Source organism: Novosphingobium sp. (genome assembly GCF_041905565.1).
Classification (GTDB): Bacteria; Pseudomonadota; Alphaproteobacteria; order Sphingomonadales; family Sphingomonadaceae; genus Novosphingobium.
The window spans coordinates 24,873-50,781 of record NZ_JAYRKX010000001.1; the positions used below are offsets into that span (position 1 = coordinate 24,873).

Consider the following 25,909-nt stretch of genomic DNA (forward strand, 5'->3'; position numbering starts at 1 on the left):
AGCGTCTGCCTTGCGCGCGAGGTCCGGCAATGTCCAATGTGAATTTGCAAAGTTGCGAAGTGCCACTTTGCAAAGTAGGATGCAGCCATGTCGCCACGCCGCATCTTTGCCGGACACCAGCTGCGCGCGATCCGCGCCGAGCGCAATCTGCGCCAGGCGGAAATGGCGGAACGCCTTGCGATCAGTACCAGCTATCTTTCGCAGCTGGAAAACGACGACCGCCCGCTGACCCCGGCGCTGGTCGAGCGCCTGTCGCGCGCTTTCCCGCTCGACTGGCGCGAGATTGGCGCGGGCGAGAGCGAGACCCGGCTGGCGGCGCTGCGCGAGGCGAACGCCGATCCCCTGTTTCCCGACAGCCTCGATGCCGCACAGCTCGCGCGTTTTGCCGAACAGCAACCGGCGCTGGCCGACCGCTTCATCGCGCTGCACGAGGCCTATCGCCGCAGCGGTCAGCGGCTGCAGATGGTGGACGAGGCGCTGGCCAGCGAGAGCAGCAATGTCGCCCGCCTGCCGTGGGAGGAAGTGCGCGACTGGTTCCACCTTGCCAACAACTATGTCGACCCGATCGACCGCGCGGCCGAGGCGCTGGCGGCGCGGCTGGGCGGCCCCTCCCCCCAGACCGCCGCGATCGAACAGTACCTGAAGGACGCGCTGTCGATCTCGCTGATCTACACCGGGCAGGCCGGGCTGCGCAGCTTCGATGCGGAAATGGGCCACCTGGTGATCGACCCCGGCCAGCCGGCCGAAAGCCGCCGCTTCCAGCTCGCCCACCAGTTGGCCGCGCTGGCGCTGAAGGACGAGATCGCGAGCGTGATCGAGCGCGCCGAATTGCGCAGCGCCGCATCACGCCAGTTGCTGTTCGTTGGCCTGTGCAATTATGCGGCCGGCGCGCTGCTGATGCCCTATCGCCGTTTCCGCGCCGAAGCGCGGGCGGTGCGCCACGACATCGACCGGCTGGCCCAGCTGTTCGGCACCAGTTTCGAGCAGACCTGCCACCGGTTGTCCACGCTGCAACGCGAGGACATGCGCGGCGTGCCGTTCTACTTCTGCCGGGTCGACATGGCCGGGAACATCACCAAACGGCATTCCGCGACCCGGCTGCAATTCGCCCGGTTCGGCGGAGCCTGCCCGCTGTGGATCGTGCACGAGGCGGTGGCGATCCCCGACCGCATCCTGGTGCAGCTGGCAGAAACGCCAGACGGGGTGCGCTATGTCTCGATGGCCAAGGGACTGGTCAAGCCCAGCGGCTCCTATGACCGCGCCCCGCGCCGCTATGCCGTCGCCTTGGGCTGCGAGGCCGAACACGCCGGGGAATTCATCTATGCCGATGGCCTTGACCTGACGGCCGAACGCGCCGCGACCCGGATCGGCATTTCCTGCCGCATCTGCCCGCGCGCGGACTGCGACCAGCGCGCCTTCCCGCCCAGCGACCGTCCGATCAGCGTCGATCCCGACCAGCGCGGCGTGGTGCCCTACCGCCTGGCCTAAAGGCGCACGATCCCGCGTTCGATCAGGCTGCGGGCGCAGTCTACCGCCGTGTCTTCCGGCGGGCGCGGCTGCCAGCCTAGCACGGCCTGCGCGTGGGCGCTGCTCATCGCGCGGGTGCGGCCGAGTTCGCCCAGCAATTGGCGCAGCGAGGGCATGACCAGGGCCATGACCCGCACCAGCCAGTTGGGCATCACCCGGGTCGGCACCTTGCGGCCCTGTTCGCCCAGCCGTTCGCGCAGCATCCGGGCAACATCGATGATCTTGTAGAACGGTCCCGAGCTGGCAATGAAGCGTTCGCCGCGCACCTTGTCCGCCGGGGCTTCCAGCGCCAGTACGTGCAGGGCAGCCGTATCGCGCACGTCGACCAGGCAGAAGCCCACGTCCGGGCAAGCCGGCACCTTGCCGCTGAGCAATTGTTCGAACACTTCGACCGAGGCGGCGAAATCGGTGCTGGTGACCGGCCCCAGCACCGCCACCGGGTTGACCGTGCAGAACACCATGTCGCCGCCTTCCGCCGCAACCCAGTCGCGCGCGGCGCGTTCGGCCAGGGTCTTGGACTTGCTATAGGGCTGGACGCCCGGGGCATCGGGATTGGTCCAGTCGCGCTCGTCATACCGGGTCTTGCCCGGGGGATGGCCATAGGCAACTGCGGCGGCGCTGGAAGTCAGTACAACGCGCTCCACCCCCGCCGCTTTGGCAAAGCGCAGCGCCCGCAGCGCCCCTTCGCGCGCGGGGACGATCAACTCGTTCTCGTCTCTGGGCACGTTGGCCGGGAACGGCGAGGCCATGTGGCACAGATGGGTGCAGCCGGCCATCGCCTCGGCCCAACCGGCATCGCTGGTCAGGTCGGCGGCGAAGAATTTGAGCGTCTCGGGCGTGCCGCCCAGCTGCGGGCGCAGTTCCGCCTCGCGCGCCGGGCTGCGCACCGTGGTGTGGACCGTCCACCCCCGCGCCAGCAATTGCCGGATCGTTTCGCCCGCGATGTAGCCGCTGCCACCTGTCACCAGGACCGTGCCTGCCATTGTTCGCCTCCCCTCAGAACCGGATCATGATCCGCCGCGCCAGTGCGGGCGAGATCGAGTGGACCGCCTGAAGCAGCTTGACCATGCCGACATTGGCTTCGTCGGCGCCCCGCTCCATCGCCGCGACAATCTGCCGCGCGCATTCAGCCGCCGGCATCTTGGCATTGCCGCGCCCGGCGGTGAGCTTGGTTTCCACCACCGGCGGCAGCGCTTCAAGCACGTGGACCTTGCTGCCCTTGAGCTGGGCCCGCAGCGCCTGGGTATAGCTGCGCAGCGCCGCCTTGGTCGCGCAATAGACCGGCCCGCCCGCACGCGGCGCGATGGCCAGGCCCGAGGTGACGTTGACGATCATTGCCTCTGGCCGGGCGCGCAGGATCGGCATCAACGCGGTGATGAGGTGGATCGGCGCGTTGAGGTTGAGGAATATCCCCGCATCGGCCACGGCCAGATCGGGCTGACCGCCATTGCGGAAATCATGGTCCGCCCCTGCCCCGGCATTGTTGACCAACAGGTCGATCGCCCGTCCCTGCACGCCCGCAAGCAAGGCAGCCACGCCCTGCGGCGTCGACAGGTCGGCCTCGATCACTTCGAACCCATCGGCACGGGTCGCGGCGCAGCGCTGCGGATCGCGCCCCGAAGTGACCACCGTAACGCCCCTGTCCCGCAATTGCCGGATCAGGTGCGCGCCGATCCCGTCGGTCCCGCCAGTGACCAGTGCGGTCTTGCCCGATAGCTGCACGGCCCGTTCTCCCCTGTTGTTTCAGGGGAGACTAGCCGATTGGTTGCGACTGGCAACCTAGCGCATCAGAACCAGTTCCTCGGCCATCGAGGGGTGCAGCGCGACCGTGGCGTCGAACTGATCCTTGGTCAGCCCGGCCTTCACCGCGATGGCCGCGCCCTGCAGCACTTCGGCGGCATCCGGGCCAAGCAGGTGAACGCCCAGCACCCGGTTCGTCGCACCATCGACCACCAGCTTGTAAAAGCCTCGTTCGGCCTTGCTGGCGAACATGTTCATCATCGGCCGGAAATCGCTGGTGAAGACCTTCACTTCGCCGTGACGTTCGCGCGCCTCGGCCTCGGTCAGGCCTACGGCGGCAATCGGCGGCTGGGTGAACACGGCGCTGGGGATCGCGTCATAAGCGGTGGAACGCGGCGCGCCGCCGAACACCGTATCGGCAAAGGCATGGCCCTCGCGGATCGCCACCGGAGTCAGCTGCACCCGGTCGGTGACATCGCCCACAGCGTAGATGCTGTCGCAGCTGGTCTTGCCATATTCGTCGACCGGGATTTCCCCGTTGGCCCCCAGCGCGATTCCGGCGCTGTCCAGCCCCAGCCCGTCCGTCTTGGGGCGGCGGCCGGTGGCCACCATCACCACGTCGGCGGCAATCGGCTCACCCTCGCCCGCATGGACCAGCAGCGAGCCATCGGCCTGCTTTTCAACCTTGCGGATCGGGCGGTTGAAGCCGAATTCTATGCCGCGCCCTTGCAGGATCGGCAGCAGGCGTTCGGTCAGCGACTGGTCATAGGTGCGCAGGATCTTGTCACTGCGGTTGACCACCGTGACCTCCACTCCCAGCGCATTGAACACCCCGGCAAATTCGAGTGCAATGTAGCCCGCGCCCTGGATGACCATGCGTTTCGGCAATTCGGGCAGGTGGAACACCTCGTTCGAGGTGATGCAATGCTCCACCCCGTCGATCTCCGGCAGCACCGGCCAGGCGCCGACCGCGACGAGGATGTACTTTGCGCTGATTTCGCGGCCACTGGCCAGGCGCACCGTGTGCGGGCCAGTAATGACGGCGCGTTCGTGGAAATGCTCGACCTTGTTGTTGTCGAGCGTCGAGGTGTAGGCGCGCTCAAGCCGGTCGACGTCGCTGGCGACGAAATCGCGCAGCTTGGCCCAGTCGAACCGCGCTTCGCCGATGGTCCAGCCATAGTTGGCCGTATCCTGCAATTCGTGGGCGAAATGGCTGGCATAGACCAGCAGCTTCTTGGGCACGCAGCCCCGGATCACGCAGGTCCCGCCAACGCGGAATTCCTCGGCCACGGCTACGCGCGCGCCGTGTGATGCGGCGACGCGGCTGGCCCGCACCCCACCCGAACCGGCGCCAATCACGAACAGGTCAAAATCAAAGTCTGTCATGGCCGGGGATATGGCCGGTCCCGGCCCGGTTTGCCAAACGGTTTTGCTGGTCAGAGTGATAGGGGAACTACTTGATCCCCGCTTCGGCCAGCAGCGCCTCGGTACTGGGATCGAAGCTGACCCCGCCTGCCAGGATCGACTTGGCGATCTCCTTGCCCAGTTCCACCCCGAACTGGTCGAAGCTGTTGATCCCGAGCAGCACGCCCGCGGCAAAGGTGCGATGCTCATGGAAAGCGATCAGCGCGCCGAGTGTGGCGGGGTTGAGGTCCTCGCACAGGATCGTGGCCGAAGGGCGGTCCCCCGGATAATCGCGCGCGCCGTCGTCCGAACCGCGTCCGGCCATCAGCGCCGCGCCCTGGGCCAGGCAATTGGCGAGGAGGTTGCGGTGGTGCGCCGGGTCCAGGCTGTCGCCAGAAATGATCGTGGCGAGGAAATCGACGGGAACCAGATGTGTCCCCTGGTGCAGCAACTGGAACACCGCGTGCTGCGCATCGGTGCCGACCCCGCCCCAGGTAATCGGTGCGGACGGGCGGCCCAGCGGCTGGCCATCGGCCGTCACCGCCTTGCCATTCGATTCCATCTCGAGCTGCTGGAGATAGTCGGGAAACAGCCGCAGCCGCTCGTCATAGGCAAACACCGCGCGGGTCTGGGTGCCGCGCAGCTGGGTGTAATAAAGGTCCGCAAAGGCTGCGCGCAGCGGCAGGTTGGCCGCGCCGTCAGTATCGAGGAAGTGGCGGTCCATTGCCGCCGCGCCGTCGAGGAATTCGGCGAACTCCTCCCAGCCAAGCGCCAGCGCGACCGGAAAACCGATCGACGACCACAGCGAATAGCGCCCGCCGACGCTTTCCGGGAACGGCAGGACGCGGGTTTCATCGACGCCCCATTCCACCGCCTTGTCGGGATGCGCGGTCAGCGCCACGACCCGGCCATAGGGGTCGTCCACCCCGTTTTCCTGCAGCCAGGTCAGCGCGCTGGCGGCGTTGGTCATGGTTTCGGTGGTGGTGAAGGTCTTGCTTGCCACCGCGATCAGCGTGGTCGCCGGATCGCAGGCCCTGATCGCCGCTTCCAGCGCGCAGCCATCGATGTTGGCAACCACGTGGACAGCGACCTTAGCTTCGTCGCGCGCCAGCGCGTCGATCGCCAGCGCCGGGCCAAGCGCCGAACCGCCAATACCGATGTGGATCAAGTGCCGCACTTCGCCCAACGCGCCTTCGTGGATCGCCTCGACCAGGCTTTTCATCCGCAGATGCAGCGCAAAGGCTTCCTCGACGCTGGTGTCCCGGCCCACGCCTCGAAGCGCCGTGTGTTCGACCGCGCGGTGCTCGGTCACATTGATCACCTCGCCCGCAAACATCGCCGCGCGCTTGTCGGCAAACCCGCTCGCTTCGGCCAGCCGCCCGAACGCGGCGATGTGCGCCGCATCGAGGTGCGTCTTCGACCAGTCGAACCGCACCGCCCCGCCCGGCAGGTCAAGCCGCGCCGAAAGCAGGTCGAGCCGGGCCGGATCAGCGAACAGCGCCTTGAGCGTCGGCTTGTCGAGCGCATTTAAGGCAGCCCAGGCAGCGGTTACGGCTTCGGTCATGACATCTCCGCAAGGTATCTGGCCTTGCCTATGCCTCCGCGCCGTCCGCCCGCCAAGGGCCTTGAAGACGTATGCGCGCTTGTTTGCAGGCCAGGCGTGCTATTCTTATAATACACCAAAGAGCTTGACGCGCGTGGCGCGGGCCAACATGGACACCCTGATGACCGAACAGACCGCAACCCCTGCCCCGCAAGCCAAGCTGGCCAAGCCTGCCAAGAAGGAAGACAGCTTTCCCGTCTTCGTGATCAAGCTGGCCATCATCGTGGCGATTTTCCGCAGCTTCATCTTCTCGCCGTTCAACATTCCCAGCGAATCGATGCTGCCGCGCCTGCAGAACGGGGACTATCTGCTCGCCGCCAAGTGGGCCTATGGCTACTCGGCCTATTCGCTGCCGTGGTCGGCGCCGCTGCTGCCCGAACAGCGCCTGCTGGCCCGCACGCCTGAACGCGGGGACGTGGTGATCTTCAAGCAGCCGCCGCTGAACGAGGTCGACTACATCAAGCGGGTGATCGGCCTGCCGGGCGATACGGTGGAAATGCGCGCCGGGCAGGTGTTCCTCAACGGCCAGCCGATCCCCAAGCAGCGGATCGAGGATTTCGAGATCCCGGTCAGCCCCAACACCAAGTGCTATTCGGTGCAGTTCGCAGCCAAGCTGGCCGACGGCCGCGACGTCTGCCGCTATCCGCAGTACCGTGAAACACTGCCGGGCGGGCGCACTTACAACGTGCTCGACCTGGGGCCGCGCCCGCAGGACGATACGCCCCCGGTGGTGGTGCCCGAAGGCGCGCTGTTCCTGATGGGCGACAACCGCGACAATTCCGAAGACAGCCGTTTTCCGGCCGAACCGGGCCGCGGCATCGGGCTGGTCCCGCAGGACAACCTGGTCGGCCGCGCCACGGTGATGATGTGGTCCACCGATGGCAGCGCCGAATGGCTCAAGCCCTGGACCTGGTTCACCGCCGCGCGCGGCAGCCGCATCGGGGGGACCTTCTGAGCCTGTGCTGAACCCGGATACCCACGCCTTCCTCACCCGCCTTGCCGGCCGCCCGCCGGTTGACGAGGCGCTGTGGCTGGAAGCGCTGACCCACGGCAGCACCGGCGCGGCGCGCGATTACCAGCGGCTTGAATTCCTGGGCGACCGGGTGCTGGGCATGGTCGTGGCCGAATGGCTCTACAAACTGGAACAGGGCAACGAAGGGCGCCTGTCGCAGCGGCTCAACGCGCTGGTCAGCCGCACCACTTGCGCTGCCGTGGCCCGCAAGATCGGCCTTGGCGCGCACATGCAACTGGGCAAGCAGGCGCGCGACGATGGCGGGCAGGACAGCGCCAACATCCTGGGTGACGTGATGGAAGCCCTGATCGGCGCGAGCTTCGTCACGCAAGGCTTCGAAGCGACCCGCGACATGGTCCGCATCCTGTGGGCCGACGCAGTGGGCGGCAAGACCGGCCAGGCCAAACATCCCAAGAGCGCTCTGCAGGAATGGGCCGCCGGCAACCGCCGCAAGGTGCCCGAATACCGCCTGGTCGAACGCAGCGGTCCCGATCACGCCGCCCGCTTCACCGTCGCTGTCGCGATCAAGGGTGTGGGCGAAGCCGAGGCAACCGGCAGCTCGATGCGCGAGGCGGAAACCCTGGCGGCCGAAGAATTCATGCGGAGGTTCGGGTGATTGCAGCGCATGGCCTTCGACAGGCTCTGCCTGAGCGAAGCCGAACTGCAATTCCATTCCCCACCCCCGCTCAGCCTGAGCCTGTCGAAGGCCACACGCAACGGAGCCCAATCCAATGACTTCCCACTGCGGCCTCGTTGCCGTTATCGGCGCCCCCAATGCGGGCAAAAGCACCCTCGTCAATGCGCTGGTCGGGCAAAAGGTGGCGATTGTCTCGGCCAAGGCGCAGACCACCCGCGCCCGCCTGCTGGGCATCGCGCTGGCAGGTGAGACGCAGATCATCCTGGCCGACACGCCGGGCCTGTTCGAACCCCGGCGACGGCTCGACCGGGCGATGGTCTCCGCCGCCTGGGAAGGCGCGCACGAAGCCGATGCCATTGTGCTGGTGGTCGATGGCCGCAAGAAGAAGCTAGACTATCTTGAACCGATCCTAGATGCCCTGAAGGACCGCCCGGAACGCAAGATCCTGGTACTCAACAAGGTTGACGAAACCGCCAAGGAACCCCTGCTGATTACCGCGCAGGAACTGGCCGGCGAGGGTCAGTTCAGCGAAGTGTTCTTCCTCTCGGCCCTGACCGGCGACGGCGTGCCCGAATTCAAGGCCCGTCTGGCCGCGCTGATGCCGGAAGGGCCGTGGCACTACCCCGAGGACCAGGTCTCTGACGCGAGCGAACGCCTGCTCGCCTGCGAGATCACCCGCGAACAGCTGTACCGCCAGCTGCACGACGAGTTGCCCTATGACAGCACCGTCCGCCCCGAAAGCTACACCCAGCGCCGCGACGGCTCGGTCGAAATCCACCAGCAGATCGTCATCGCCCGCGATAGCCAGAAGGGCATCGTTCTGGGCAAGGGCGGCGCCAAGCTGAAAGCGATCGGCGAGGCCGCGCGCAAGGAACTGGCCGAAATCCTGGGGGTGAAGGTCCACCTGTTCCTCCACGTCAAGGTCGACGAACGCTGGCTGGAGGACAAGGAAATCTACGAGGAACTGGGACTGGACTGGGTCAAGTGATCCAGCGTGAACTCCTCGGCACGGCGCAGGTGCCCGGCGGGCCGGAACTGCGGCTGTTCCGCCATGACCGCGATTTCATGATCGTGCTGGGCGGCAACGAATTGATGAGCAGCCGGATGAGCGGCTCGGAAATCGCATTGGCCGAACAGACCTGCGACCGGATCAAGGGGCGCAAGGCCCCGCGCCTGCTGATCGGCGGTTATGGCATGGGCTTTACCCTGCGCGCGGCGCAGGCCCGGCTGGGCAAGGATGCGCACCTGGTAGTGGCTGAGCTGGTTCCCGAAATCATCAACTGGGCGCGCGGGCCGATGGCCGAATTGGCCGCCGGCTGCCTCGATGATCCGCGCGTCGAACTGCGGCTAGGCGACGTGCGTGACGAAATTGCCGGCTTTCCCGGCGCTTACGATGCGATCCTGCTGGATGTCGACAACGGCCCCGACGGCCTGACGCGCGAGGCGAACGACGGGCTCTATTCGCAGCGCGGCTTGCGCGCGGCGCGCACTGCCCTGCGCCCCGGCGGAGTGCTGGCGATCTGGTCCGCCGCGCGCGACGATGCCTTTGCCCGGCGGCTGACCAAGTGCGGCTTCGCAGTGGACGAAGTGACCGTGCGTGCCCGCACCAATGGCAAGGGACCAAAGCACGTGATCTGGTTCGCCACGCCTGTTTAGGCCAACGCCGCTAATACCGTCACCCCGGACTTGATCCCGGGTCCAGCTTAGTCACGCGCAAGCCCGCAAGAAGGCAGCTGGATCCCGGGTCAAGCCCGGGATGACGAATTTCCGCGAGGCACGTATCTAACGCAGCTTGGCGATGCCGATGCCGTCCTGCTTGGCGCGCTCCTTGGTCGATTCCTCGCTACGGTTCAGCGCCTTGGCGATTTCCTTAAGCCCCTTGCCCTTGGCGGCCAGGGCATGGAGCTTCTGGATCTCATCCGCCTTCCACGGCTGGCGGTGGCGTTCGAACTTTTCCGCCATCAGTCCGCCGCATCCTTCTTCGCCGGGGCCTTTTTCTTGGCCGGGGCTTTCTTCGCCGCAGGCTTCTTGGCCGCCGCCGCCTTTTTGGGCGCGGCCTTCTTGCGCGCGCCCTTCTTGGCCGGGCCCTTGGCAGCCTTCTCCGAAATCAACGTGATAGCTTCCTCGGCGGTAAGGTCTTCGGGCTGCTTGTCGCGCGGCAGGGTGGCGTTGGTGGTGCCATCGGTGACGTAAGGGCCATAGCGCCCCGCCATCAGCTTCATTTCCCCGCCGCTGTCCGGGTGCGGGCCAAAGGTCTTGAGCGGTTCGGCCGCCGCGCGCGCGCCGCGCCCGCCGCCAGTGGCCGCTTCAGCCAGCCGCACCACGGCGGCATTCATCCCCACTTCGAACACTTCGGCCGTGCCGCGCAGCTTCGCGTACTTGCCGTTGTGAGCCAGGTAGGGGCCATAACGCCCGATGCTGGCCGTGATCGGCTCGCCCGTTTCGGGGTGATTGCCGAGCAGGCGCGGCAGGTCGATCAGCTTGACCGCCCAGTCCAGCGTCAATTCACCAATATCCTTGGGGATGTTGGCGCGCTTGGCTTCCTTGCCGCTGCCCATTTCGAGGTAGGGCCCGAACCGGCCGACCTTGCGGCTGATCGGCTCACCCGTTTCGGGGTGCTTGCCCAGTTCCCCGCTTTCGCCGCCGTCAGCGCTGCCACCCGGCTGCGCGAACTTGCGGGTAAACTTGCACTCCGGATAGTTCGAGCAGGCGATGAACGCACCGAACCGCCCACCGCGCAGCGACAGGCGCCCAGCCTCGCACTGCGGGCATTTCCGTGGATCGCTGCCGTCTTCCTTGGGCGGGAAGAGGTAATCGGACAGGAACTCGTCCAGCGCCTCGGTCACTTCCGAGGGCTTGCGCTCCATGACCTCGTCGCTCTTGGGCTTGAAGTCCTTCCAGAACTTGGCGAGCAGCACCTTCCACGCCTCGCGCCCGCCGGACACGTCGTCCAGTTCCTCCTCCATCCCGGCGGTGAAGTCGTAGCCGACATAGCGGGGGAAGAAGCGTTCCAGAAACGCGGTGAGCAGTCGCCCGGATTCCTCTGCGAAGAAACGGTTTTTCTCTGTGCGAACATAGGCGCGATCCTTCAGCACCTGGATCGTAGCGGCATAGGTCGACGGGCGCCCGATTCCCAGCTCTTCCAGCCGCTTGACCAGCGTCGCTTCGCTGTAGCGCGGCGGCGGCTGGGTGAAGTGCTGGGTGGCATCGACCGCGCGCTTGGCGGGCGTGTCGCCAGCGGCCAGCACCGGCAGCATGGCGCTGTCATCCTCGTCCTCGCCCGGCTTCTGGTCGAGCGTTTCGTCATAGACCGCCAGGAAACCAGGGAACTTGATCACCTGGCCAGTGGCGCGCAGCTCGTGCTTGCCGGTGCCATCGCGCAGGGTCACGGCGGTGCGTTCAATCACGGCGCTGGCCATCTGGCTGGCAATCGCGCGCTTCCAGATCAGCTCGTAGAGCCGCGCCTCGTCGCCGCTGCCATAGTGATCCTTGCCGAAATCGGTCGGCCGGATGGCTTCGTGGGCCTCCTGCGCGTTCTTGGCTTTGGTCTCGTAATGGCGCGGCTTTTCAGGTAGATAATGCCCATTGCTGTAGCGTTCACTGATGGCCACACGCGCGGCGGAAATCGCGCTGGGGTCCATCTGCACCCCGTCGGTCCGCATATAGGTGATCGCGCCCGCTTCATACAGCGTCTGGGCCACGCGCATCGTGTGGCTGGCGGAGAATCCCAGCTTGCGCGAAGCTTCCATCTGCAGGGTGCTGGTGGTGAACGGCGGCCAGGGATTGCGGCGGGTCGGGCGGGTGTCGACCTCCTCGACACGGAAGGTCGCAGCCTCAACCGCGGCCTTGGCACGCTCGGCGCTGCCGGCATCACCAAGGCTCAGCTTGTCGAGCTTGGCTCCGTCGAACTTGACCAACCGGGCCGGAAACTTCGTGCCCAGGTGTTCCAGCTGCGCGATCACCGACCAGTATTCCTGCGGGCGGAACAGTTCGATCTCGCGCTCACGCTCGACGATCAGGCGCAGCGCGACCGATTGCACGCGCCCAGCGCTCTTGGCGCCGGGCAGCTTGCGCCACAGCACCGGCGACAGCGTGAAGCCGAACAGATAATCCAGCGCGCGCCGCGCCAGGTAGGCATCGATCAGGTCCTGATCCAGCTCACGCGGCTGGGTCATCGCCTTGGTGACGGTATCCTTGGTGATCGCGTTGAAAGTAACTCGCTCGACCTGTTTGGGCAGCGCCTTGCGCTTGGCCAGCAGTTCGCGCACGTGCCATGAAATCGCCTCGCCCTCGCGGTCAGGGTCGGTCGCGAGGATCAGGCGGTCGGCCTCCTTGGCGGCGTCGGTAATCGCCTTCACCTGGCGCTGCTTGTCGCCATAGAGCTCCCAGTCCATGGCGAAATCCTCGTCCGGGCGGACCGAGCCGTCCTTGGGCGGCAAGTCGCGGACGTGACCATAGCTGGCCAGGACCTTGTAATCCTTGCCGAGATACTTCTCGATGGTCTTGGCCTTGGCCGGGCTTTCTACGATAACCAGTTGCATGGCGGTTTGGTGCATTCCCTCACGTGTATACGTACGCGCGAGGGTGGGAGCCCCCGCCCCTACCCGTCAAGGGGCAGCAGGCGTGCGCCTCCAGGCAAGGTAGAAGCCAAGCCCCAGCGCGAGGTCGATCCCGGCAAAGACCACCACCGGCGGCTGCACCGGATAGCCGCGCAGCGCCAGCGCCACAGTGGGCAGGCCGAATACCACCTTTTCGGCGACGGCGGGCAGCATCAGCGCCCGGTACTTCACCGGTTCGCTACCGATGATCCAGAACACCGCCTGGAACACCAGCGCCAGCCCGACAAAGCCGAGGAACGTTTCACCGCCCAGCGGCGGCAGCGGAGTGAGGTACAGTGGCAGCAGCACGACTGCCCCATAGATCGCCGCCCAGCGGAACATTCGCGCAGCAAACATGCCCGTTTCCCCTTACCCTACCCGGCGCGACTGACCCGACCGCCAGCGTGGCGTACCAGCGAGCCCGCCAGTTCCAGTTCAAGCAGCGCCAGCTGCACCGCCGCCGCTGGCGCGCCGCTCTGCCGGATCAGTTCATCGACCGCGACCGGGGCGATGGTCAGCAGGCTGGCGATGTCGGCGGGCTCGTCGGCCAGCTCCTCAACCTCGAAGGCTGGCGGCGGGGCGCTGTCGCGGAAGGTGGAGCGCGGCGTGCCATCGAAGGCGGAGAGCAGTTCGGCCACGTCCGCCGCGCATTGCACCAGCACGGCCCCTTCGCGGATCAGCTGGTTGCAGCCCTGGGCTCGGGCATCAAGCGGCGAGCCGGGAATGGCCATCACCTCGCGCCCGGCTTCGGCGGCGAGGCGCGCGGTGATCAGCGAGCCTGATCTGGGTGCGGCTTCCACCACCAGCGTCCCCGCCGCCAGCCCGGCGATAATCCGGTTGCGCGAGGGGAAGTGCCGGGCCAGCGGCTCGGTCCCCGGCGGCTGTTCAGCCAGCAGCAGGCCCTGGCTGGCGACCTGTTCCTGCAGGTCAGCATGTTCGGGCGGATAGACAATGTCGATCCCGCTGGCGATCACTCCGATGGTGCCGCCGGCCAGCGCCGCCTGGTGCGCCGCGCCATCGATCCCCCGCGCCAGCCCCGAGGCGATCACGAAGCCCATTTCGGCAAGTTCCCCGGCGAACTGGCGCGCCAGCTTGACCGCGGCGGCCGAACAGTTGCGCGCGCCGACGATGGCCACACAGGGCCGCGCCGCCAGCGCCGCATCGCCGCGCACGGTCAGGATCGGCGGGGCACTGCCCAGCTGGGCCAGCAGCGGGGGATAGTCCGCACTGTCATGGAACAGATAGCGCGCCCCGGCACGGCGCACGGCCTGCACCTCGTCCGCGATGCGTCCTTCGGGTGCGGGGCGATAGGCTGCCCCGCCCCGCCCGGCAAGATCGGGCAGCGCCTCAAGCGCCGCCTGGGCCGAACCGAACCGGCGGAGCAGTTGCCGGTAGCTGACCGGGCCGACATTGGGTGAACGCAGCAGGCGGATGCGCGCAAAGGCTTCCTCCTGCGAAAGCATGTTCATCCCTTGGCGCCCACCCTGGGTTCGGTCCCGGCGCGCAGCCGGGCGATGTTGGCGCGGTGCAGCACGATCACCAGCGCGGCGATCCCCGCCAGCACCGGCACCAGTTCGGCACGGCCCAGCAGCCACGCCGCAACCGGCGCGGCCACGGCGGCGGTCATGCCCGACAGCGAGGAAATGCGGGTCAGCGCCAGCATCACCAGCCAGGTCACGGCATAGGCCGCGCCGATCTGCCAGCCCAGGGCCAGGGTCACGCCCAGCGTGGTGGCCACGCCCTTGCCCCCCTTGAACCCCAGCCACAGCGGGAAGCAGTGCCCCAGCACCGCGCCCAGCGCGGCCAGGCCCGCCACTTCGGGCCACCACCGCCAGGCCAGCCACACGGCCAGGAACCCCTTGGCCCCATCGAGCAACAAGGTGCTGGCGGCCAGCCCCTTGCGCCCGGTGCGCAGCACGTTGGTTGCGCCGATGTTGCCTGATCCGATCTGGCGCAGGTCGCCCGCATCGAACAATCGCGTCAGGATCAGTCCGAAGGGGACCGACCCCAGCAAGTAGCCCAGCGCCAGTGCGTAAACGGAATCCATCGCGCTCCCCTTCCCATTCCTCGTCACTCGTAGCTACAAGGTCCCCGGCCCGGCAAGGGCGCGAGGAAGGATTGCACCGGAAATGGACGCTGATGCCCCCGTGTTACTGTTCGATTCGGGCGTCGGCGGGCTGTCGGTGCTAGCCGAACTGCGCAAGGTGCTGCCCGGTGCACCGGTGATCCAGGCGATGGACAACGGCGGCATGCCCTATGGCACCAAGACCGAGGCGGAAGTGGCTGCGCGGGTCTGCGGCCTGCTCGGCCGCATGGCCGAACGGTTCCGCCCACGGCTGATCTGCATTGCCTGCAACACCGCTTCGACCATCGCGCTCGGCATGGTCCGCGACGTGCTGAACGTGCCGATCGTTGGCACCGTCCCCGCGATCAAGCCCGCCGCCGCCATGACCCGCAGCGGCACGATCGGCCTGCTCGGCACGGCGGCGACGATCCGGCAGGGCTATGTCGACCGGCTCGAAGCTGAATTCGCGCAAGGCAAGCGCCTGCTGCGCGCCGCCGCGCCGGAACTGGTCGGTGCGGCCGAGGCGAAACTGCGCGGCGAACCAGTCGATCCGGCAGTGTTCCGCCGCGCCGCCAAGCTGCTGCGCGACCAGCCCGGCGGCGACATGATCGACACGGTGGTGCTGGCCTGCACCCATTTTCCGCTGGTCAAGGCCGAGCTGGCCGAGGCGTTCGGCCCGGGTGTGGAGTTCGTCGATGGCGCCAGCGGCATTGCCCGGCGCATCGCTAGCCTGCTCGCCGGGCAGGAACTGATCCGTTCGCAGCCGGACCTTGCATTGTTCACCCGGGACAGTGCAGAGATCGCGGCATTGCAGCCGGCCCTGCGCCGCTATGAGCTGGACCGAACGGGAGTGCTGTGATGCGCCGCTTCAACATTGCCATGCTGGTCCTGATCCTGCTGATCGGCGTGCCGTTCTATTGGCTGATGCTGGACAACCGTCCCGGCAATGCCGCCCCCAAGCCGATCCACATCGCCCAGCTGCGCCAGCTGGCCGATAGTCTGCCTGGCGCCCGCCCCGCCGCCCTGCAAGGCGAAGCGGCGGCCTTTCGCAGCCTCCCGCGCAACCTGTTCGCGGCTGGTTCGGGCATGGCCTTCGACCCGATAACCGTACTGGCCTATCGGCTGGTCAACAGCGACGGGACCAGCGTGATGATCGATTCCGGGATCACCCCGCACGACGCCGCCGCGATGAAGATGTCGCACTTCAACGCGAAAGGTCAGGCCCGGATCAACCGCGCCCTGGGTGAGGCATTGCTGGTCCTGTTCACGCACGAACATCCCGATCACATGGGCGCCGCGCTCCAGCTGCCGCAATGGCTGCCGGCGGCCGCCAGGCTGAACCCCGGACAGCTGCCGCCCAGCCCGGTCGCGGCCCAACTGCCCTGGCCGCGCATCGCCCCGCCACCCGCCCAGCTGGGCAACGGGGCGCCCTTTGCCGTCGCCCCCGGGATCGTGGTGATCCCCGCCCCGGGCAGTCACACTCCTGGATCGCAGATGATCTTTGCCCGCCTCGCCGATGGCCGCGAGGTGCTGTTCGCCGGAGATATCGCCACCCTGCGCTATTCCTGGCAGCAGCTGCGCGCGCGTTCCAACCTGGTCGGGCGCTACATGGCGCCGGAAAACCGGGACGAGGTTTATGCCTGGCTCCAGACCATCCGCCAGTTGAAGCGGGAAGCGCCGGACCTCGCGGTAATCCCCGGTCACGACATCAGTACGCTCTATCCGGCTGGCGACCGGCCCGCGATCGCGCAGTCGCCGCTGCGTTTCGAATTGCAACACAAGGCCATTGTGGAGTAAGGGCGGCAGCGTCAGCCGGGCCGGACCTCGCGCCGCCCCGCCTTGGAGGGCTCTCTGCCTGTGAATTACGAGCATATTTTCGACCAGGCGATCGAACGTCTGCACGCCGAAGGCCGCTATCGGGTGTTCATCGACATCCTGCGCAACAAGGGCGCCTATCCCAACGCGCGCTGCTTTGCCGGCCACAACGGCCCCAAGCCGATCACGGTGTGGTGCTCGAACGACTATCTCGCCATGGGCCAGCATCCCAAGGTGATCGCCGCCATGGAAGAAGCGCTGCACGATGTCGGCGCCGGCTCGGGTGGCACTCGCAACATCGGCGGCAACACCCATTACCACGTCGATCTGGAAGCCGAACTGGCCGACTTGCACGGCAAGGATGGCGCGCTGCTGTTCACTTCGGGCTACGTCTCGAACGATGCCACGCTGTCGACCCTGGCCAAGATCCTGCCGGGCTGCGTGATCTTCTCGGACGAACTGAACCACGCCAGCATGATTGCCGGCATTCGCAATTCGGGCGCCGAAAAGCGCGTGTTCCGTCACAACGACGTCGCACACCTTGAAGAACTGCTGGCAGCCGAAGATCCCGCGCTGCCCAAGCTGATCGCGTTTGAAAGCGTCTATTCGATGGAAGGCGATGTCGCCCCGATCCACGCGATCTGCGACCTTGCCGAAAAGTACAACGCGCTGACCTATATCGACGAGGTTCACGCGGTGGGCATGTACGGCCCGCGTGGCGGCGGCATCACCGACCGCGACGAGGCCGCGCACCGCATCGACATCATCGAAGGCACGCTGGGTAAGGCGTTCGGCGTGATGGGCGGCTACATCGCGGCGGATACGCGGATCATCGATGTGATCCGTTCCTATGCGCCGGGCTTCATTTTCACCACCAGCCTCTCGCCGGTGCTGGTCGCGGGCGTGCTCGCCTCGGTCCGCCACCTCAAGAGCTCGTCGGTCGAGCGCGAGGGCCAGCAGGCCGCCGCCGCCTTCCTCAAGCAGCAGATGCGCGATGCCGGGCTGCCGGTGATGGATTCGACCACGCACATCGTCCCGCTGATGGTTGGCGATCCGGTCAAGGCCAAGAAGATCAGCGACATCCTGCTGGCCGAATACGGCGTCTATGTGCAGCCGATCAACTTCCCGACCGTGCCGCGCGGGACGGAGCGACTGCGCTTTACCCCCGGCCCGGCCCACACCGAGGACATGATGCGCGACCTGACCCGCGCGTTGGTCGAAATCTGGGAACGGATGGACCTGGAACTGCGCAAGGCGGCCTGATCGCCGCCCCGTTTCCGTAACGCAATTCGCCTTGGACGCGGGCGAAATTTTCGATACCACTTCCGCATCGTGCTTGCGCACGGCGAACCATTGCGCGCAGCAACGGCTGCGCCGGTCGGAGGGAGTGGGACATGGCGACAGACTGGGGCAAACACGTCAGGAAATATGCGCCGGACGCCGATGACGGCGTGATTGGCGGGATCGTGCGCTATTGCGGGATCGCCCTGCAAAATCGGGATTCGGCGCTGGTGTCCTTTTCCGATCCCAAGGAACTGGCCCGCGTGCGCGGCAATTTCCTCAAGAAAAAGCTGGGCCTGACCGCACCCGACGACGTGCTAGATGCCACGATCGCCGCAGTGGGCGCGCGCTTGAAGGGCGATCGAACCAAGCACCGCGTGACGGTCTATTACCTGCTGGCCGAAGCGCACGGCAAGCTGGACCTGTTCGTCAAGACGCCGGCCAAGGCGGCCGAAAAGCCCGCGGCCAAAACTGCCAAGGCTGCAAAGGTTGCCACGCCCGCTGAACCGGCTCCTGCCGCCGCCAAACCCGCAAAGAAGGCAGCCAACGCGAAGGCAGAGGCCAAGCCTGCCGCGGCAAAGGCCGCCAAGGCCGAAGCCAAGCCCAAGGCCGCTGCCACGAAGAAGCCGGCGGCGAAGAAGTCCACCAAGGCCGCGGCCGGCACTGCAACTGGCGTTGCCACGCTCGCAGCCAACCTGGGTGACAAGGCCGGGACCGCTGCCAGCGCGGCCAAGGAAGTGGCCAGCGAGGCGGTCGATGCAGCGAAGGAAGCCGCTGACAAGGCCGGGGCCGCAATCGCCAGCGCGGCCGAATCGGCGAGCGAGGCCGCCAGTGCTGCAGCGCATAGCGCGGCGGACCTTGCCGGCAAGGCTGCCGATGCCGTGGGCGAAGTCGCCGAAAGCGCGGTCGAAGCGGTCGGCGCTGGTGCCCAGGCAGCGGTCGCCGCAGCAAGCGGCGCTGCAGATAAATTGAGCGCAGCAGCGCTCCAGTTGGATGATGAGCACCCGGGTCTTGGCTGGCTGTGGCTGCTGCTGCTTGGCGTGCTGGCAGCCTTCGCGATCTGGTGGCTGTTCCTCGGCTCCTAGCCACTCCGTCCGAGCGCTATCCGCAAACAGCAAGGGCGGGACCTGCCGGTCCCGCCCTTCTGTGTTCTCGTGACTGCACAGGGCAGCACAATCAGCGCAGCGACACCACGTTGTCGCTGTGGCGCGGATCGCGGCGGTCGCCCCGATACTGGCTGGCCATCGGCTCGTCGCTGGTATCGAGCGCATGCGCCTGGCCAAAGCCATTGAACGCGGTCTTCATCGCCGCGCCATAGGCGCCCAGCATGCCGACCTCGATATAGTCGCCAGGCTGGATGTCGGCCGGAAGCTGGAACGGGCCTTCCATGTAGTCGGCATCGTCGCAGGTCGGGCCGTAGAAGGCGAATTCGCCTTCCGCCTCGCCGCGCGCGTCGTTCAGGCAGCGCACCGGGAAACGCCAGCCGACATGGGCCGCGTCATAGAGCGCGCCGTAAGCGCCGTCGTTGATGTACAGCTCGTTACCACGGCGGCGTTCGACCCGCACGATCATCGAATTGTATTCCGCGCACAGCGCCCGGCCGGGTTCGCACCACAGTTCCGACGAGTACGACACCGGCAGCGATTCCGCCGCGCGGTAGATCGCGCCGAAATAGTCTTCCAGCGGCGGCGGCTCCATGCCGGGGTAGATCGAAGGGAAGCCCCCACCGACATCGATGATGTCGACCGTGACCGAGGCATCGACGATCGCCGCGCGAACGCGTTCCATCGCCTGGACATAGGCGAACGGGGTCATCGCCTGGCTGCCGACGTGGAAGCAGATGCCGAGGCTGTCGGCGACCTGGCGGGTCGCCTGGAGCAACGGCGCGGCATCGACCAGGTCAACCCCGAACTTCGAGGCGAGGCTGAGTTCCGAATAGTCGGACGAGACGCGCAGCCGCACGCACAGGGCCAGATCTTCCGCCCCGCCGGTTGCCGCGACGATCTTGTCGAGTTCCTCGTGGCTATCGAGGCTGAAGGTGCGAACCCCATGCTCGGCATAGGCTTCGGCAATCGCCGCCTGGCTCTTGATCGGGTGCATGAAGCACAGGGTGGCTTCGGGCAGCGTGCCGCGCACCAGTCGCACCTCCGCAATCGAGGCAACGTCGTAATGCGTTACGCCCGAATCCCACAGGACCCTGAGCAGTTCCGGCGAGGGATTGGCCTTGACCGCATAGAGCGACTTGCCCGGGAACTTCTCGACAAAGAAGCGGGCGGCGCGCGCGGCGGCGTGCGGGCGATTGAGGATGACGGGTTCGTCGGGCGAGAGAGCGCGAACTACTGCCGGTGCGTCAGGATAGCTGTGCAATTCAAGGGACCCCCAATAGGCCTTGCGGCCAGGTAACACGAAGACGAGGCTGCCTTGCGGTTATTGGAAGTCCCCTTGGGGCAGCGGATGGTCCCTATAGTCCCCCCTCTCTGAACTGCAAGTGAAAACGCGCCATTTGACGGCGCAAATCAGGCGTTGCGCAGGTGCTGTGCGACAGCCCGAAAGGCCGGCAGGCTGACCGGATCGTTGCCGCTGCCAGCCGCGACCGGATGCGAGCCAAATCGGGCAATTACAAGCTCTGCCGCAGGGTCGATGTAGATCGTCTGGCCATGGATTCCACGCGCCGAGAAGGCCCCGGAATTGCCCGGCATCATCCACCACTGGCTGCGGTATGACCCTTCGGGAAGGTAGGTGTATCCGGCCGGGGCAAAGGCCGCGCGGCTGCCGCCGGCACGAATCGATTCGACCGCCGCGGCATGGATAGCCTGGCCGCCATTGCCCTGCCCGCCAAGCCGCATTGCCTCGCCGAACCGGGCAAGGTCGCGCAGCACCGGATTGAGCCCGCCCCCGGCAAACGGCATGCCGGTGGGATCGAGCAGGAAATCGGCGTCCTGTTCCATCCCGAGCGGCTGCCAGATCCGTTCGCTCATCACCTGGTCGAGACGCTTGCCTTCGGTGCGCGCAACGATCCAGCCAAGCACTTCGGTGTTGCAGGTACGGTAGGTAAACCGCTCCCCATGTTCGCCCTGCTTGCGCACCGTGGGGAGGAAGGCATAGACGTCGGTCGGCCCGGCATAACCGGGTGCGCGCGGGGTCAGCCCCAGGGCGTTGCTCATCGCCCCGATCCCGGAATTGGCGTCGGTATAGTCCTCGCTGAAATCGAGCGCGGTGGTCATGTCCATCACCTGCCGCAGCGTGGCATCGGCAAAACCGCTGCGGGCGAGTTCGGGCAACAGCTCGGCAATCGGCGCGGCGGGGTCGAGCCGCCCTTCATGGACCAGCATTTCGGCAATCGTGCCGACGAAGCTCTTGGTTACGGAAAAGGCGATGTGCGGCGTATCGCGCCGGGTTGTCCCGAAATAGCGCTCATAGATCACCGTGCCACGGTGAAGCACCAGGATCGCATCGGTGAAATTGGCGGCCAGCGATTCGCCCCAGGTCAGCTCGCGACCGTCATCCAGCGTGATGAAGCGCAGCGAATCGAGATCGTCGCGTAGAGCCACCGGCAGTTCCCAGACCGCATTGCCCCGCCCGACCCGCGCTGACGGGAGAAATTCGCGCATCCGCGAAAAGGCGTGGCGGTGGGTCGGAAAGCGCATGTGATCCGCCCGCGCCCAGGCCAACCGCTTACCTGGCGGCGGAGGCAAGCCCTCCATCCAGCCCATCGACTTGGGATCGCTGGTATGGGCGTCAAGAATCCGGTCCGGCATGCTGCTCCCCCTTGTGGTCTGGGAGCAACATGCCTCAGCTCAGCCGGTCGCGGAAGTCCTCGTAACCGAAGCGCTTGATGCATTCGAGGCTGTCGGTTGCACTGTCCCACAGCCAGATAGACGGCAGTGGCACCCCGTTAAACGTGGTTGTCTTGACCATCGAGTAATGCGCCTGGTCGAGGAAGGCGAAGCGTTGGCCAACTTCTGGCCCCTGCGCAAAGCGGTAGTCCCCGATCACGTCGCCCGCCAGGCACGAAGGCCCGCCCAGCCGCACCGCGCCGCCAGCACCTTCGTCGATGTCCGTATCGATCTGCGGCAGTTCCCCCAGCATGGCCGGGCGATAGGGTGCTTCGAGCACGTCGGGCATGTGGCAGGTCGCGGAAATGTCGGTGATCGCGATCGGCATGCCGTTCCACGCGGTATCCAGCACCGTACCGACCAGGATCCCGGCATCGAGCGCAACCGCCTCGCCCGGTTCGAGGTAGATCTCCGCGCCGGTGTCCTCGGCCATGTCGCGCAGGAATTCGACCAGCTCGTCGCGCTGGTAATCAGCGCGGGTGATGTGGTGCCCGCCGCCGAGGTTGATCCACTTGAACTGGCCGAACCACGGCTCAAGATAGTCGAAGGCGACGTCCCAGGTGCGGCGCAGCGGTTCGAAGTCCTGTTCGCACAGGGTGTGCATGTGGATGCCGTCGATCAGGGCGACATGCTCGTCGGTCAGTTGGTCGATCGGAAAGCCCAGGCGCGAATGCGGCGCGCAGGGGTCATAGCGTGGCACTTCGCCTTCCGGGTGCAGCGGGTTAACGCGCAGACCGATGTCGAACCGCTCGCCCCGCGCCCGCGCCGCCTCGATGATGGCGCTGCACCGGACGATCTGCTGCGGCGAATTGAAGATCACGTGGTCCGACAGCTGCAGGATCTCGTCCAGATCCTCCGGCTTGTAGGCCGCCGAGTAGGTCGCGATTTCACCGTCGTAGAACTCGCCGGCCAACCGCGCTTCCCACAGACCCGAGGTGCAGACCCCGTCGAGATATTCCCCCACGATCGGCGCGGTCGACCACATCGAAAACGCCTTGAGCGCCGACAGCAGCTTGATCCCCGCCCGGTCGCGCACGTCAGCCAGGATCGACAGGTTCTGCCGCAGCCGCGCGGCATCGACCACGAAGCTGGGGCTGTCGACGCGGCTGAGGTCGAAGTGGGCAAAGGCCCCGGGATCGCCGGCTCTGGTTTCCATCAAAACTCGACCGGCCCGGCCAGTTCCTTGACCTGCCACGGCAGGCCCTGCGTGTTCAGCATGTCCATGAACGGATCGGGGTCCATCTGTTCCATGTTGAACACGCCTTCGCCCGTCCACGCGCCGGTCACCATCATCGCCGCGCCGATCATCGCGGGCACGCCGGTGGTGTAGCTGATCGCCTGGTTGCCGGTTTCGTGGAACGCGTCCTCGTGGTCGCAGATGTTGTAGATGTAGAAGGTCTTCTCGCCGCTGCCATCCAGCGCCTGGCCGGTGGCGATGTCGCCGATGTTGGTCTTGCCCTTGGTGGTCGGGCCCAGCGTTTCGGGCTTGGGCAGCACGGCGGCAAGGAATTGCAGCGGAATGATCTCCTTGCCCTGGTAGACCACCGGATCAATCCGGGTCATGCCCACGTTCTGCAGCACGGTGAGGTGCTGGATATAGGCATCGCCGAAAGTCATCCAGAACCGCCCGCGCTCCAGCTCGGGAATGAACCGGGCGAGGCTTTCCAGCTCCTCGTGATACATCAAGTACATGTTCTTGGGGCCGACGCCTTCGAACTCGAAGTTCTGGCGAATGGTCATCGCCGGGGTTTCGACCCATTCGCCGTTCAGCCAGTGGCGCGCCGGCGCGGTCACTTCGCGGATGTTGATTTCCGGGTTGAAATTGGTGGCAAAAGCCTGACCATGATCGCCGCCGTTGCAATCGAGGATGTCGAGGCTGCGGATCGTCTTGAGCTTGTGCTTCTTGAGCCACATCGCAAACACGCTGGTCACGCCCGGGTCAAAGCCGCTGCCGAGCAGCGCCATCAGGCCCTTTTCCTTGAAGCGGTCCTGGTAAGCCCACTGCCAGCTGTATTCGAACTTGGCCTCGTCCTTCGGCTCGTAGTTCGCAGTGTCGAGGTAGTTCACGCCCGCCGCCAGGCACGCGTCCATGATCGGCAGGTCCTGGTAGGGCAGCGCCAGGTTGACCACCAGCTTCGGCCCGATCTGTTCGATCAGGCGGGTCAGCGCGGGCACTTCCTCGGCGTCGATCTCGTAAGTCTGGACGGTCACGCCGGTGCGTTCCTTGACCGACGCGGCGATCGCGTCGCACTTCGTCTTGGTGCGGCTGGCAAGGTGAATCTCGCTGAATATCCCCGCATTCATCGCCATCTTGTGCACGCAGACCGAGCTGACCCCGCCCGCACCGATCACCAGAACCTTGCTCACAACCGAATCTCCTTTGCGGACGCGATGGCGCGCATATAGGATTGTTTCATGACAGCACAACAAATGCGCAGCCCCAGTCCGGAAGGCGTCGCCCGGGCCGAAGCCAAGATAGCACAGCTTTTGCCGCAGACACCCCTGCTGGAGGCTGAAATCAACGGCCATACCGTGTGGTCCAAGGCCGATTGCCTCCAACCGATCGGCGCGTTCAAGATTCGCGGTGCCTGGCACCGGCTGAGCGACCTGTCGGAAGCCGAGCGCGCGGCCGGCGTGGTCGGCGTGTCCAGCGGCAACCACGCGCAGGGCGTGGCCTGGGCAGCGCGGCGACTGGGCATCCGCGCGACCATCGTCATGCCGGTGGATGCGCCGCAGGTGAAGCTGGCCGCCACCCGCGCGCTGGGCGCCGAAGTGGTGTTGTACGACCGCCCCGGCGGGGAGGACCGCGACGCGGTGGCTAGCCGCCTCTGCGCCGAACGCGGCGCAACGCTGGTCCACGCCTATGCCGATCCCTGGGTGATCGAGGGCCAGGGCAGCGCGGGGCTGGAAATCGTGGCGCAAATGCAGGCGCGCGGACTGGACGGGCCGACACGGATCGTCACTCCGTGCGGCGGCGGCGGGCTGACTGCCGGGCTGGCCTTGGCTTGCCCCGATGCGGAAGTGATCCCGGTCGAACCTGAAGGCTGGGACGATGTCTGCCGCAGCCTGGCCAGCGGCGAGATCCAGCGCGTGGCCGCCGATGCCCCGCCCACTGCCTGCGACGCGCTGCAAACGCCCGCGACCTGGCCGATCAACTTTGCGGTGCTCAAGGAGCGCTGCGCCTATGGCCTGGCGGTCAGCCCGGCGGAAGTGCGCGCCGCGCAGCGCTGGGCCTTCAGCGTGCTGCATCTGGTGCTGGAACCGGGTGGCGCGGCGGCGCTGGCGGCGGTGCTGGCGGGCAAGGCCCCGGTGGACGGGCGCACCGCGATCATGCTGACCGGCAGCAACACCGATCCCGCCAGCTTTGCCAAGGTGCTGCAAAACAGCGATTAGTTGCGTTTGACAATCGTTGTCACAAGGCACACCCTCGCCCCACTCGGTTCGCAAAAAACGAGGGGGAGAACAATCATGCAGGCGCAGATGCTCGCGCCAGCCGCCGCGCTGGTGCTGTGGTCGCTCATCATGCTGGTCTGGACAGCCGCGACACGGTTTCCGGCGATGGCCAAGCTGGGCGTCAACGTGAAGAGCGCCCCGCCCGGCGGGCGCGGCCAGAACCTTGACGGGGTCCTGCCCGACCAGGTGCAGTGGAAAAGCCACAACTATTCCCACCTGATGGAACAGCCGACCATCTTCTATCCGGTGGTGCTTATCCTGGCCCTGATGGGCCCCAATCCGGGCGACGTGGCGATTGCCTGGGGCTATGTCGCGCTGCGGGTGCTGCATTCGCTGTGGCAGGCCACGGTGAACACGATCCCCGTCCGCTTTTCCCTGTTTATCCTGTCCACGGTGTGCCTGGTCCTGCTGGCCATCCACGCCTTTGAATTGACCGCGCTGGCCAAGGGAGTTGCCGCATGATTGGAATGGAAGTGCTCAAACCGCTCGCCGTACTGGCGGGCTGGACCATGGTGATGTGGCTGTGGATGTATGCCACCCGCATCCCGGCGATGAACGCCGCCAAGATCGACAGCAAAACGCTGGTCGGCGGCACCGGCAAGGATCTTGACGCCGTGCTGCCGGGTAAGGTCCAGTGGATCGCCCACAATTACAACCACCTGCACGAAGCGCCAACCGTGTTCTACGCGGTGGTGCTGGCGCTGGCGCTGGTCGGCCAGGGCGATGGGCTGAACGCGCAGCTGGCCTGGGCCTATGTCGGCCTGCGCATCGCCCATTCGCTGGTCCAGGCGATTTCCAACCGGGTGATGGTGCGTTTCATGTTGGTCGCTTGGTCCAGCCTGGGCCTGAGGGCGCTTACACTGCACCGGCTGATCGGGTGGTCCCACAACGCACCGGGGGGGCGGCCGGGCCACCCGGCCGCCGCCTCATTGCGCGAT

General features: G+C 66.4%; 24 protein-coding genes and 1 pseudogene. 12 read left to right on the forward strand and 13 right to left on the reverse strand.

The window, feature by feature from the left end:
* The first annotated feature begins 87 nt into the window (after positions 1 to 87).
* Entirely contained in the window at positions 88 to 1,488 is a 1,401-nt protein-coding gene (locus ACE3N9_RS00145) for a short-chain fatty acyl-CoA regulator family protein (RefSeq protein WP_374279640.1), read from the forward strand.
* Here ACE3N9_RS00145 and ACE3N9_RS00150 read toward each other — a convergent pair.
* The 4 genes from ACE3N9_RS00150 to pgi all read right to left on the reverse strand — a co-directional run bounded on the left by ACE3N9_RS00150 (position 1,485) and on the right by pgi (position 6,235).
* Complete coding sequence (locus tag ACE3N9_RS00150) at positions 1,485 to 2,510, reverse strand: NAD-dependent epimerase/dehydratase family protein (RefSeq protein WP_374279642.1); 1,026 nt, start codon at positions 2,508 to 2,510, stop codon at positions 1,485 to 1,487. The two genes, ACE3N9_RS00145 and ACE3N9_RS00150, sit on opposite strands and share 4 nt — an antisense overlap.
* Positions 2,511 to 2,523: 13 nt before the next feature.
* Positions 2,524 to 3,249, reverse strand: a complete 726-nt coding sequence (locus ACE3N9_RS00155; protein ID WP_374279644.1) for an SDR family oxidoreductase — start codon at positions 3,247 to 3,249, stop codon at positions 2,524 to 2,526.
* A 57-nt stretch (positions 3,250 to 3,306) separates the two neighbouring features.
* Complete coding sequence (gene gorA / locus ACE3N9_RS00160) at positions 3,307 to 4,653, reverse strand: glutathione-disulfide reductase (RefSeq protein ID WP_374279646.1); 1,347 nt, start codon at positions 4,651 to 4,653, stop codon at positions 3,307 to 3,309.
* A 67-nt stretch (positions 4,654 to 4,720) separates the two neighbouring features.
* On the reverse strand, positions 4,721 to 6,235 hold the full coding sequence (gene pgi / locus ACE3N9_RS00165; RefSeq protein ID WP_374279648.1) for a glucose-6-phosphate isomerase: 1,515 nt from the start codon (positions 6,233 to 6,235) through the stop codon (positions 4,721 to 4,723).
* A 160-nt stretch (positions 6,236 to 6,395) separates the two neighbouring features.
* On the opposite strand from pgi, the gene lepB reads away from it, so the two are divergent.
* The 4 genes from lepB to ACE3N9_RS00185 all read left to right on the forward strand — a co-directional run bounded on the left by lepB (position 6,396) and on the right by ACE3N9_RS00185 (position 9,579).
* Positions 6,396 to 7,229 carry a signal peptidase I gene (lepB, locus tag ACE3N9_RS00170; RefSeq protein WP_374279650.1) on the forward strand — a complete coding sequence of 278 codons (834 nt, stop codon included), beginning with the start codon at positions 6,396 to 6,398 and terminating at the stop codon, positions 7,227 to 7,229.
* Between the two features lie 4 nt (positions 7,230 to 7,233).
* Entirely contained in the window at positions 7,234 to 7,902 is a 669-nt protein-coding gene (gene rnc, locus ACE3N9_RS00175) for a ribonuclease III (RefSeq protein WP_374279652.1), read from the forward strand.
* A gap of 115 nt (positions 7,903 to 8,017) precedes the next feature.
* Positions 8,018 to 8,911 carry a GTPase Era gene (gene era, locus ACE3N9_RS00180; RefSeq protein ID WP_374279654.1) on the forward strand — a complete coding sequence of 298 codons (894 nt, stop codon included), beginning with the start codon at positions 8,018 to 8,020 and terminating at the stop codon, positions 8,909 to 8,911.
* Positions 8,908 to 9,579, forward strand: coding sequence for a spermidine synthase (locus ACE3N9_RS00185; protein ID WP_374279656.1), 672 nt, complete (start codon positions 8,908 to 8,910; stop codon positions 9,577 to 9,579). Before era ends, ACE3N9_RS00185 begins: the two co-directional genes overlap by 4 nt.
* A gap of 126 nt (positions 9,580 to 9,705) precedes the next feature.
* Here ACE3N9_RS00185 and ACE3N9_RS00190 read toward each other — a convergent pair whose 3' ends face one another.
* The 5 genes from ACE3N9_RS00190 to plsY form a co-directional block, all read right to left on the reverse strand.
* Positions 9,706 to 9,885, reverse strand: a complete 180-nt coding sequence (locus ACE3N9_RS00190; protein ID WP_374279658.1) for a hypothetical protein — start codon at positions 9,883 to 9,885, stop codon at positions 9,706 to 9,708.
* Entirely contained in the window at positions 9,885 to 12,464 is a 2,580-nt protein-coding gene (gene topA, locus ACE3N9_RS00195; RefSeq protein WP_374279660.1) for a type I DNA topoisomerase, read from the reverse strand. Before topA ends, ACE3N9_RS00190 begins: the two co-directional genes overlap by 1 nt.
* A 66-nt stretch (positions 12,465 to 12,530) precedes the next feature.
* Positions 12,531 to 12,878 (reverse strand): hypothetical protein, encoded by a 348-nt coding sequence (locus ACE3N9_RS00200; RefSeq protein ID WP_374279662.1) that lies wholly within the window; start codon positions 12,876 to 12,878, stop codon positions 12,531 to 12,533.
* A gap of 17 nt (positions 12,879 to 12,895) precedes the next feature.
* Positions 12,896 to 13,990 (reverse strand): DNA-processing protein DprA, encoded by a 1,095-nt coding sequence (dprA, locus tag ACE3N9_RS00205; protein WP_374279664.1) that lies wholly within the window; start codon positions 13,988 to 13,990, stop codon positions 12,896 to 12,898.
* Positions 13,987 to 14,568 (reverse strand): glycerol-3-phosphate 1-O-acyltransferase PlsY, encoded by a 582-nt coding sequence (gene plsY / locus ACE3N9_RS00210; RefSeq protein ID WP_374279666.1) that lies wholly within the window; start codon positions 14,566 to 14,568, stop codon positions 13,987 to 13,989. Before plsY ends, dprA begins: the two co-directional genes overlap by 4 nt.
* 82 nt (positions 14,569 to 14,650) lie before the next feature.
* Between plsY and murI the strand changes: the two genes are divergently transcribed.
* From murI to ACE3N9_RS00230, 4 genes are all read left to right on the forward strand, one after another.
* Positions 14,651 to 15,445, forward strand: coding sequence for a glutamate racemase (gene murI / locus ACE3N9_RS00215; protein WP_374279668.1), 795 nt, complete (start codon positions 14,651 to 14,653; stop codon positions 15,443 to 15,445).
* Positions 15,445 to 16,383, forward strand: coding sequence for an MBL fold metallo-hydrolase (locus tag ACE3N9_RS00220; protein WP_374279670.1), 939 nt, complete (start codon positions 15,445 to 15,447; stop codon positions 16,381 to 16,383). The genes murI and ACE3N9_RS00220 overlap by 1 nt, the downstream gene beginning before the upstream one ends.
* A 60-nt stretch (positions 16,384 to 16,443) precedes the next feature.
* A complete protein-coding gene (gene hemA / locus ACE3N9_RS00225; RefSeq protein WP_374279672.1) occupies positions 16,444 to 17,664 on the forward strand; it encodes a 5-aminolevulinate synthase in 1,221 nt (406 codons plus the stop codon).
* Between the two features lie 131 nt (positions 17,665 to 17,795).
* The gene (locus ACE3N9_RS00230; protein WP_374279674.1) at positions 17,796 to 18,767 is read left to right on the forward strand and encodes a DUF2853 family protein; all 972 of its coding nucleotides are present in this window, start codon (positions 17,796 to 17,798) and stop codon (positions 18,765 to 18,767) included.
* A gap of 91 nt (positions 18,768 to 18,858) precedes the next feature.
* Here the strand turns inward: ACE3N9_RS00230 and ACE3N9_RS00235 are convergent, their stop codons facing one another.
* The 4 genes from ACE3N9_RS00235 to ACE3N9_RS00250 form a co-directional block, all read right to left on the reverse strand.
* Complete coding sequence (locus ACE3N9_RS00235) at positions 18,859 to 20,049, reverse strand: type III PLP-dependent enzyme (protein ID WP_374279676.1); 1,191 nt, start codon at positions 20,047 to 20,049, stop codon at positions 18,859 to 18,861.
* Positions 20,050 to 20,198: 149 nt separating this feature from the next.
* The gene (locus tag ACE3N9_RS00240; RefSeq protein ID WP_374279678.1) at positions 20,199 to 21,440 is read right to left on the reverse strand and encodes a serine hydrolase domain-containing protein; all 1,242 of its coding nucleotides are present in this window, start codon (positions 21,438 to 21,440) and stop codon (positions 20,199 to 20,201) included.
* Between the two features lie 34 nt (positions 21,441 to 21,474).
* Positions 21,475 to 22,674, reverse strand: a complete 1,200-nt coding sequence (locus ACE3N9_RS00245; protein WP_374279680.1) for a carboxynorspermidine decarboxylase — start codon at positions 22,672 to 22,674, stop codon at positions 21,475 to 21,477.
* Positions 22,674 to 23,885, reverse strand: a complete 1,212-nt coding sequence (locus ACE3N9_RS00250; protein ID WP_374279682.1) for a saccharopine dehydrogenase family protein — start codon at positions 23,883 to 23,885, stop codon at positions 22,674 to 22,676. Before ACE3N9_RS00250 ends, ACE3N9_RS00245 begins: the two co-directional genes overlap by 1 nt.
* Before the next feature lie 48 nt (positions 23,886 to 23,933).
* Between ACE3N9_RS00250 and ACE3N9_RS00255 the strand changes: the two genes are divergently transcribed.
* The 3 genes and pseudogenes from ACE3N9_RS00255 to ACE3N9_RS00265 form a co-directional block, all read left to right on the forward strand.
* Positions 23,934 to 24,911, forward strand: a complete 978-nt coding sequence (locus tag ACE3N9_RS00255; RefSeq protein WP_374279684.1) for a threonine/serine dehydratase — start codon at positions 23,934 to 23,936, stop codon at positions 24,909 to 24,911.
* A gap of 75 nt (positions 24,912 to 24,986) precedes the next feature.
* Entirely contained in the window at positions 24,987 to 25,433 is a 447-nt protein-coding gene (locus ACE3N9_RS00260) for an MAPEG family protein (RefSeq protein ID WP_374279686.1), read from the forward strand.
* Between the two features lie 5 nt (positions 25,434 to 25,438).
* A pseudogene (locus ACE3N9_RS00265) lies at positions 25,439 to 25,825 on the forward strand (MAPEG family protein); the annotation flags it as partial.
* Positions 25,826 to 25,909 lie beyond the last annotated feature (84 nt).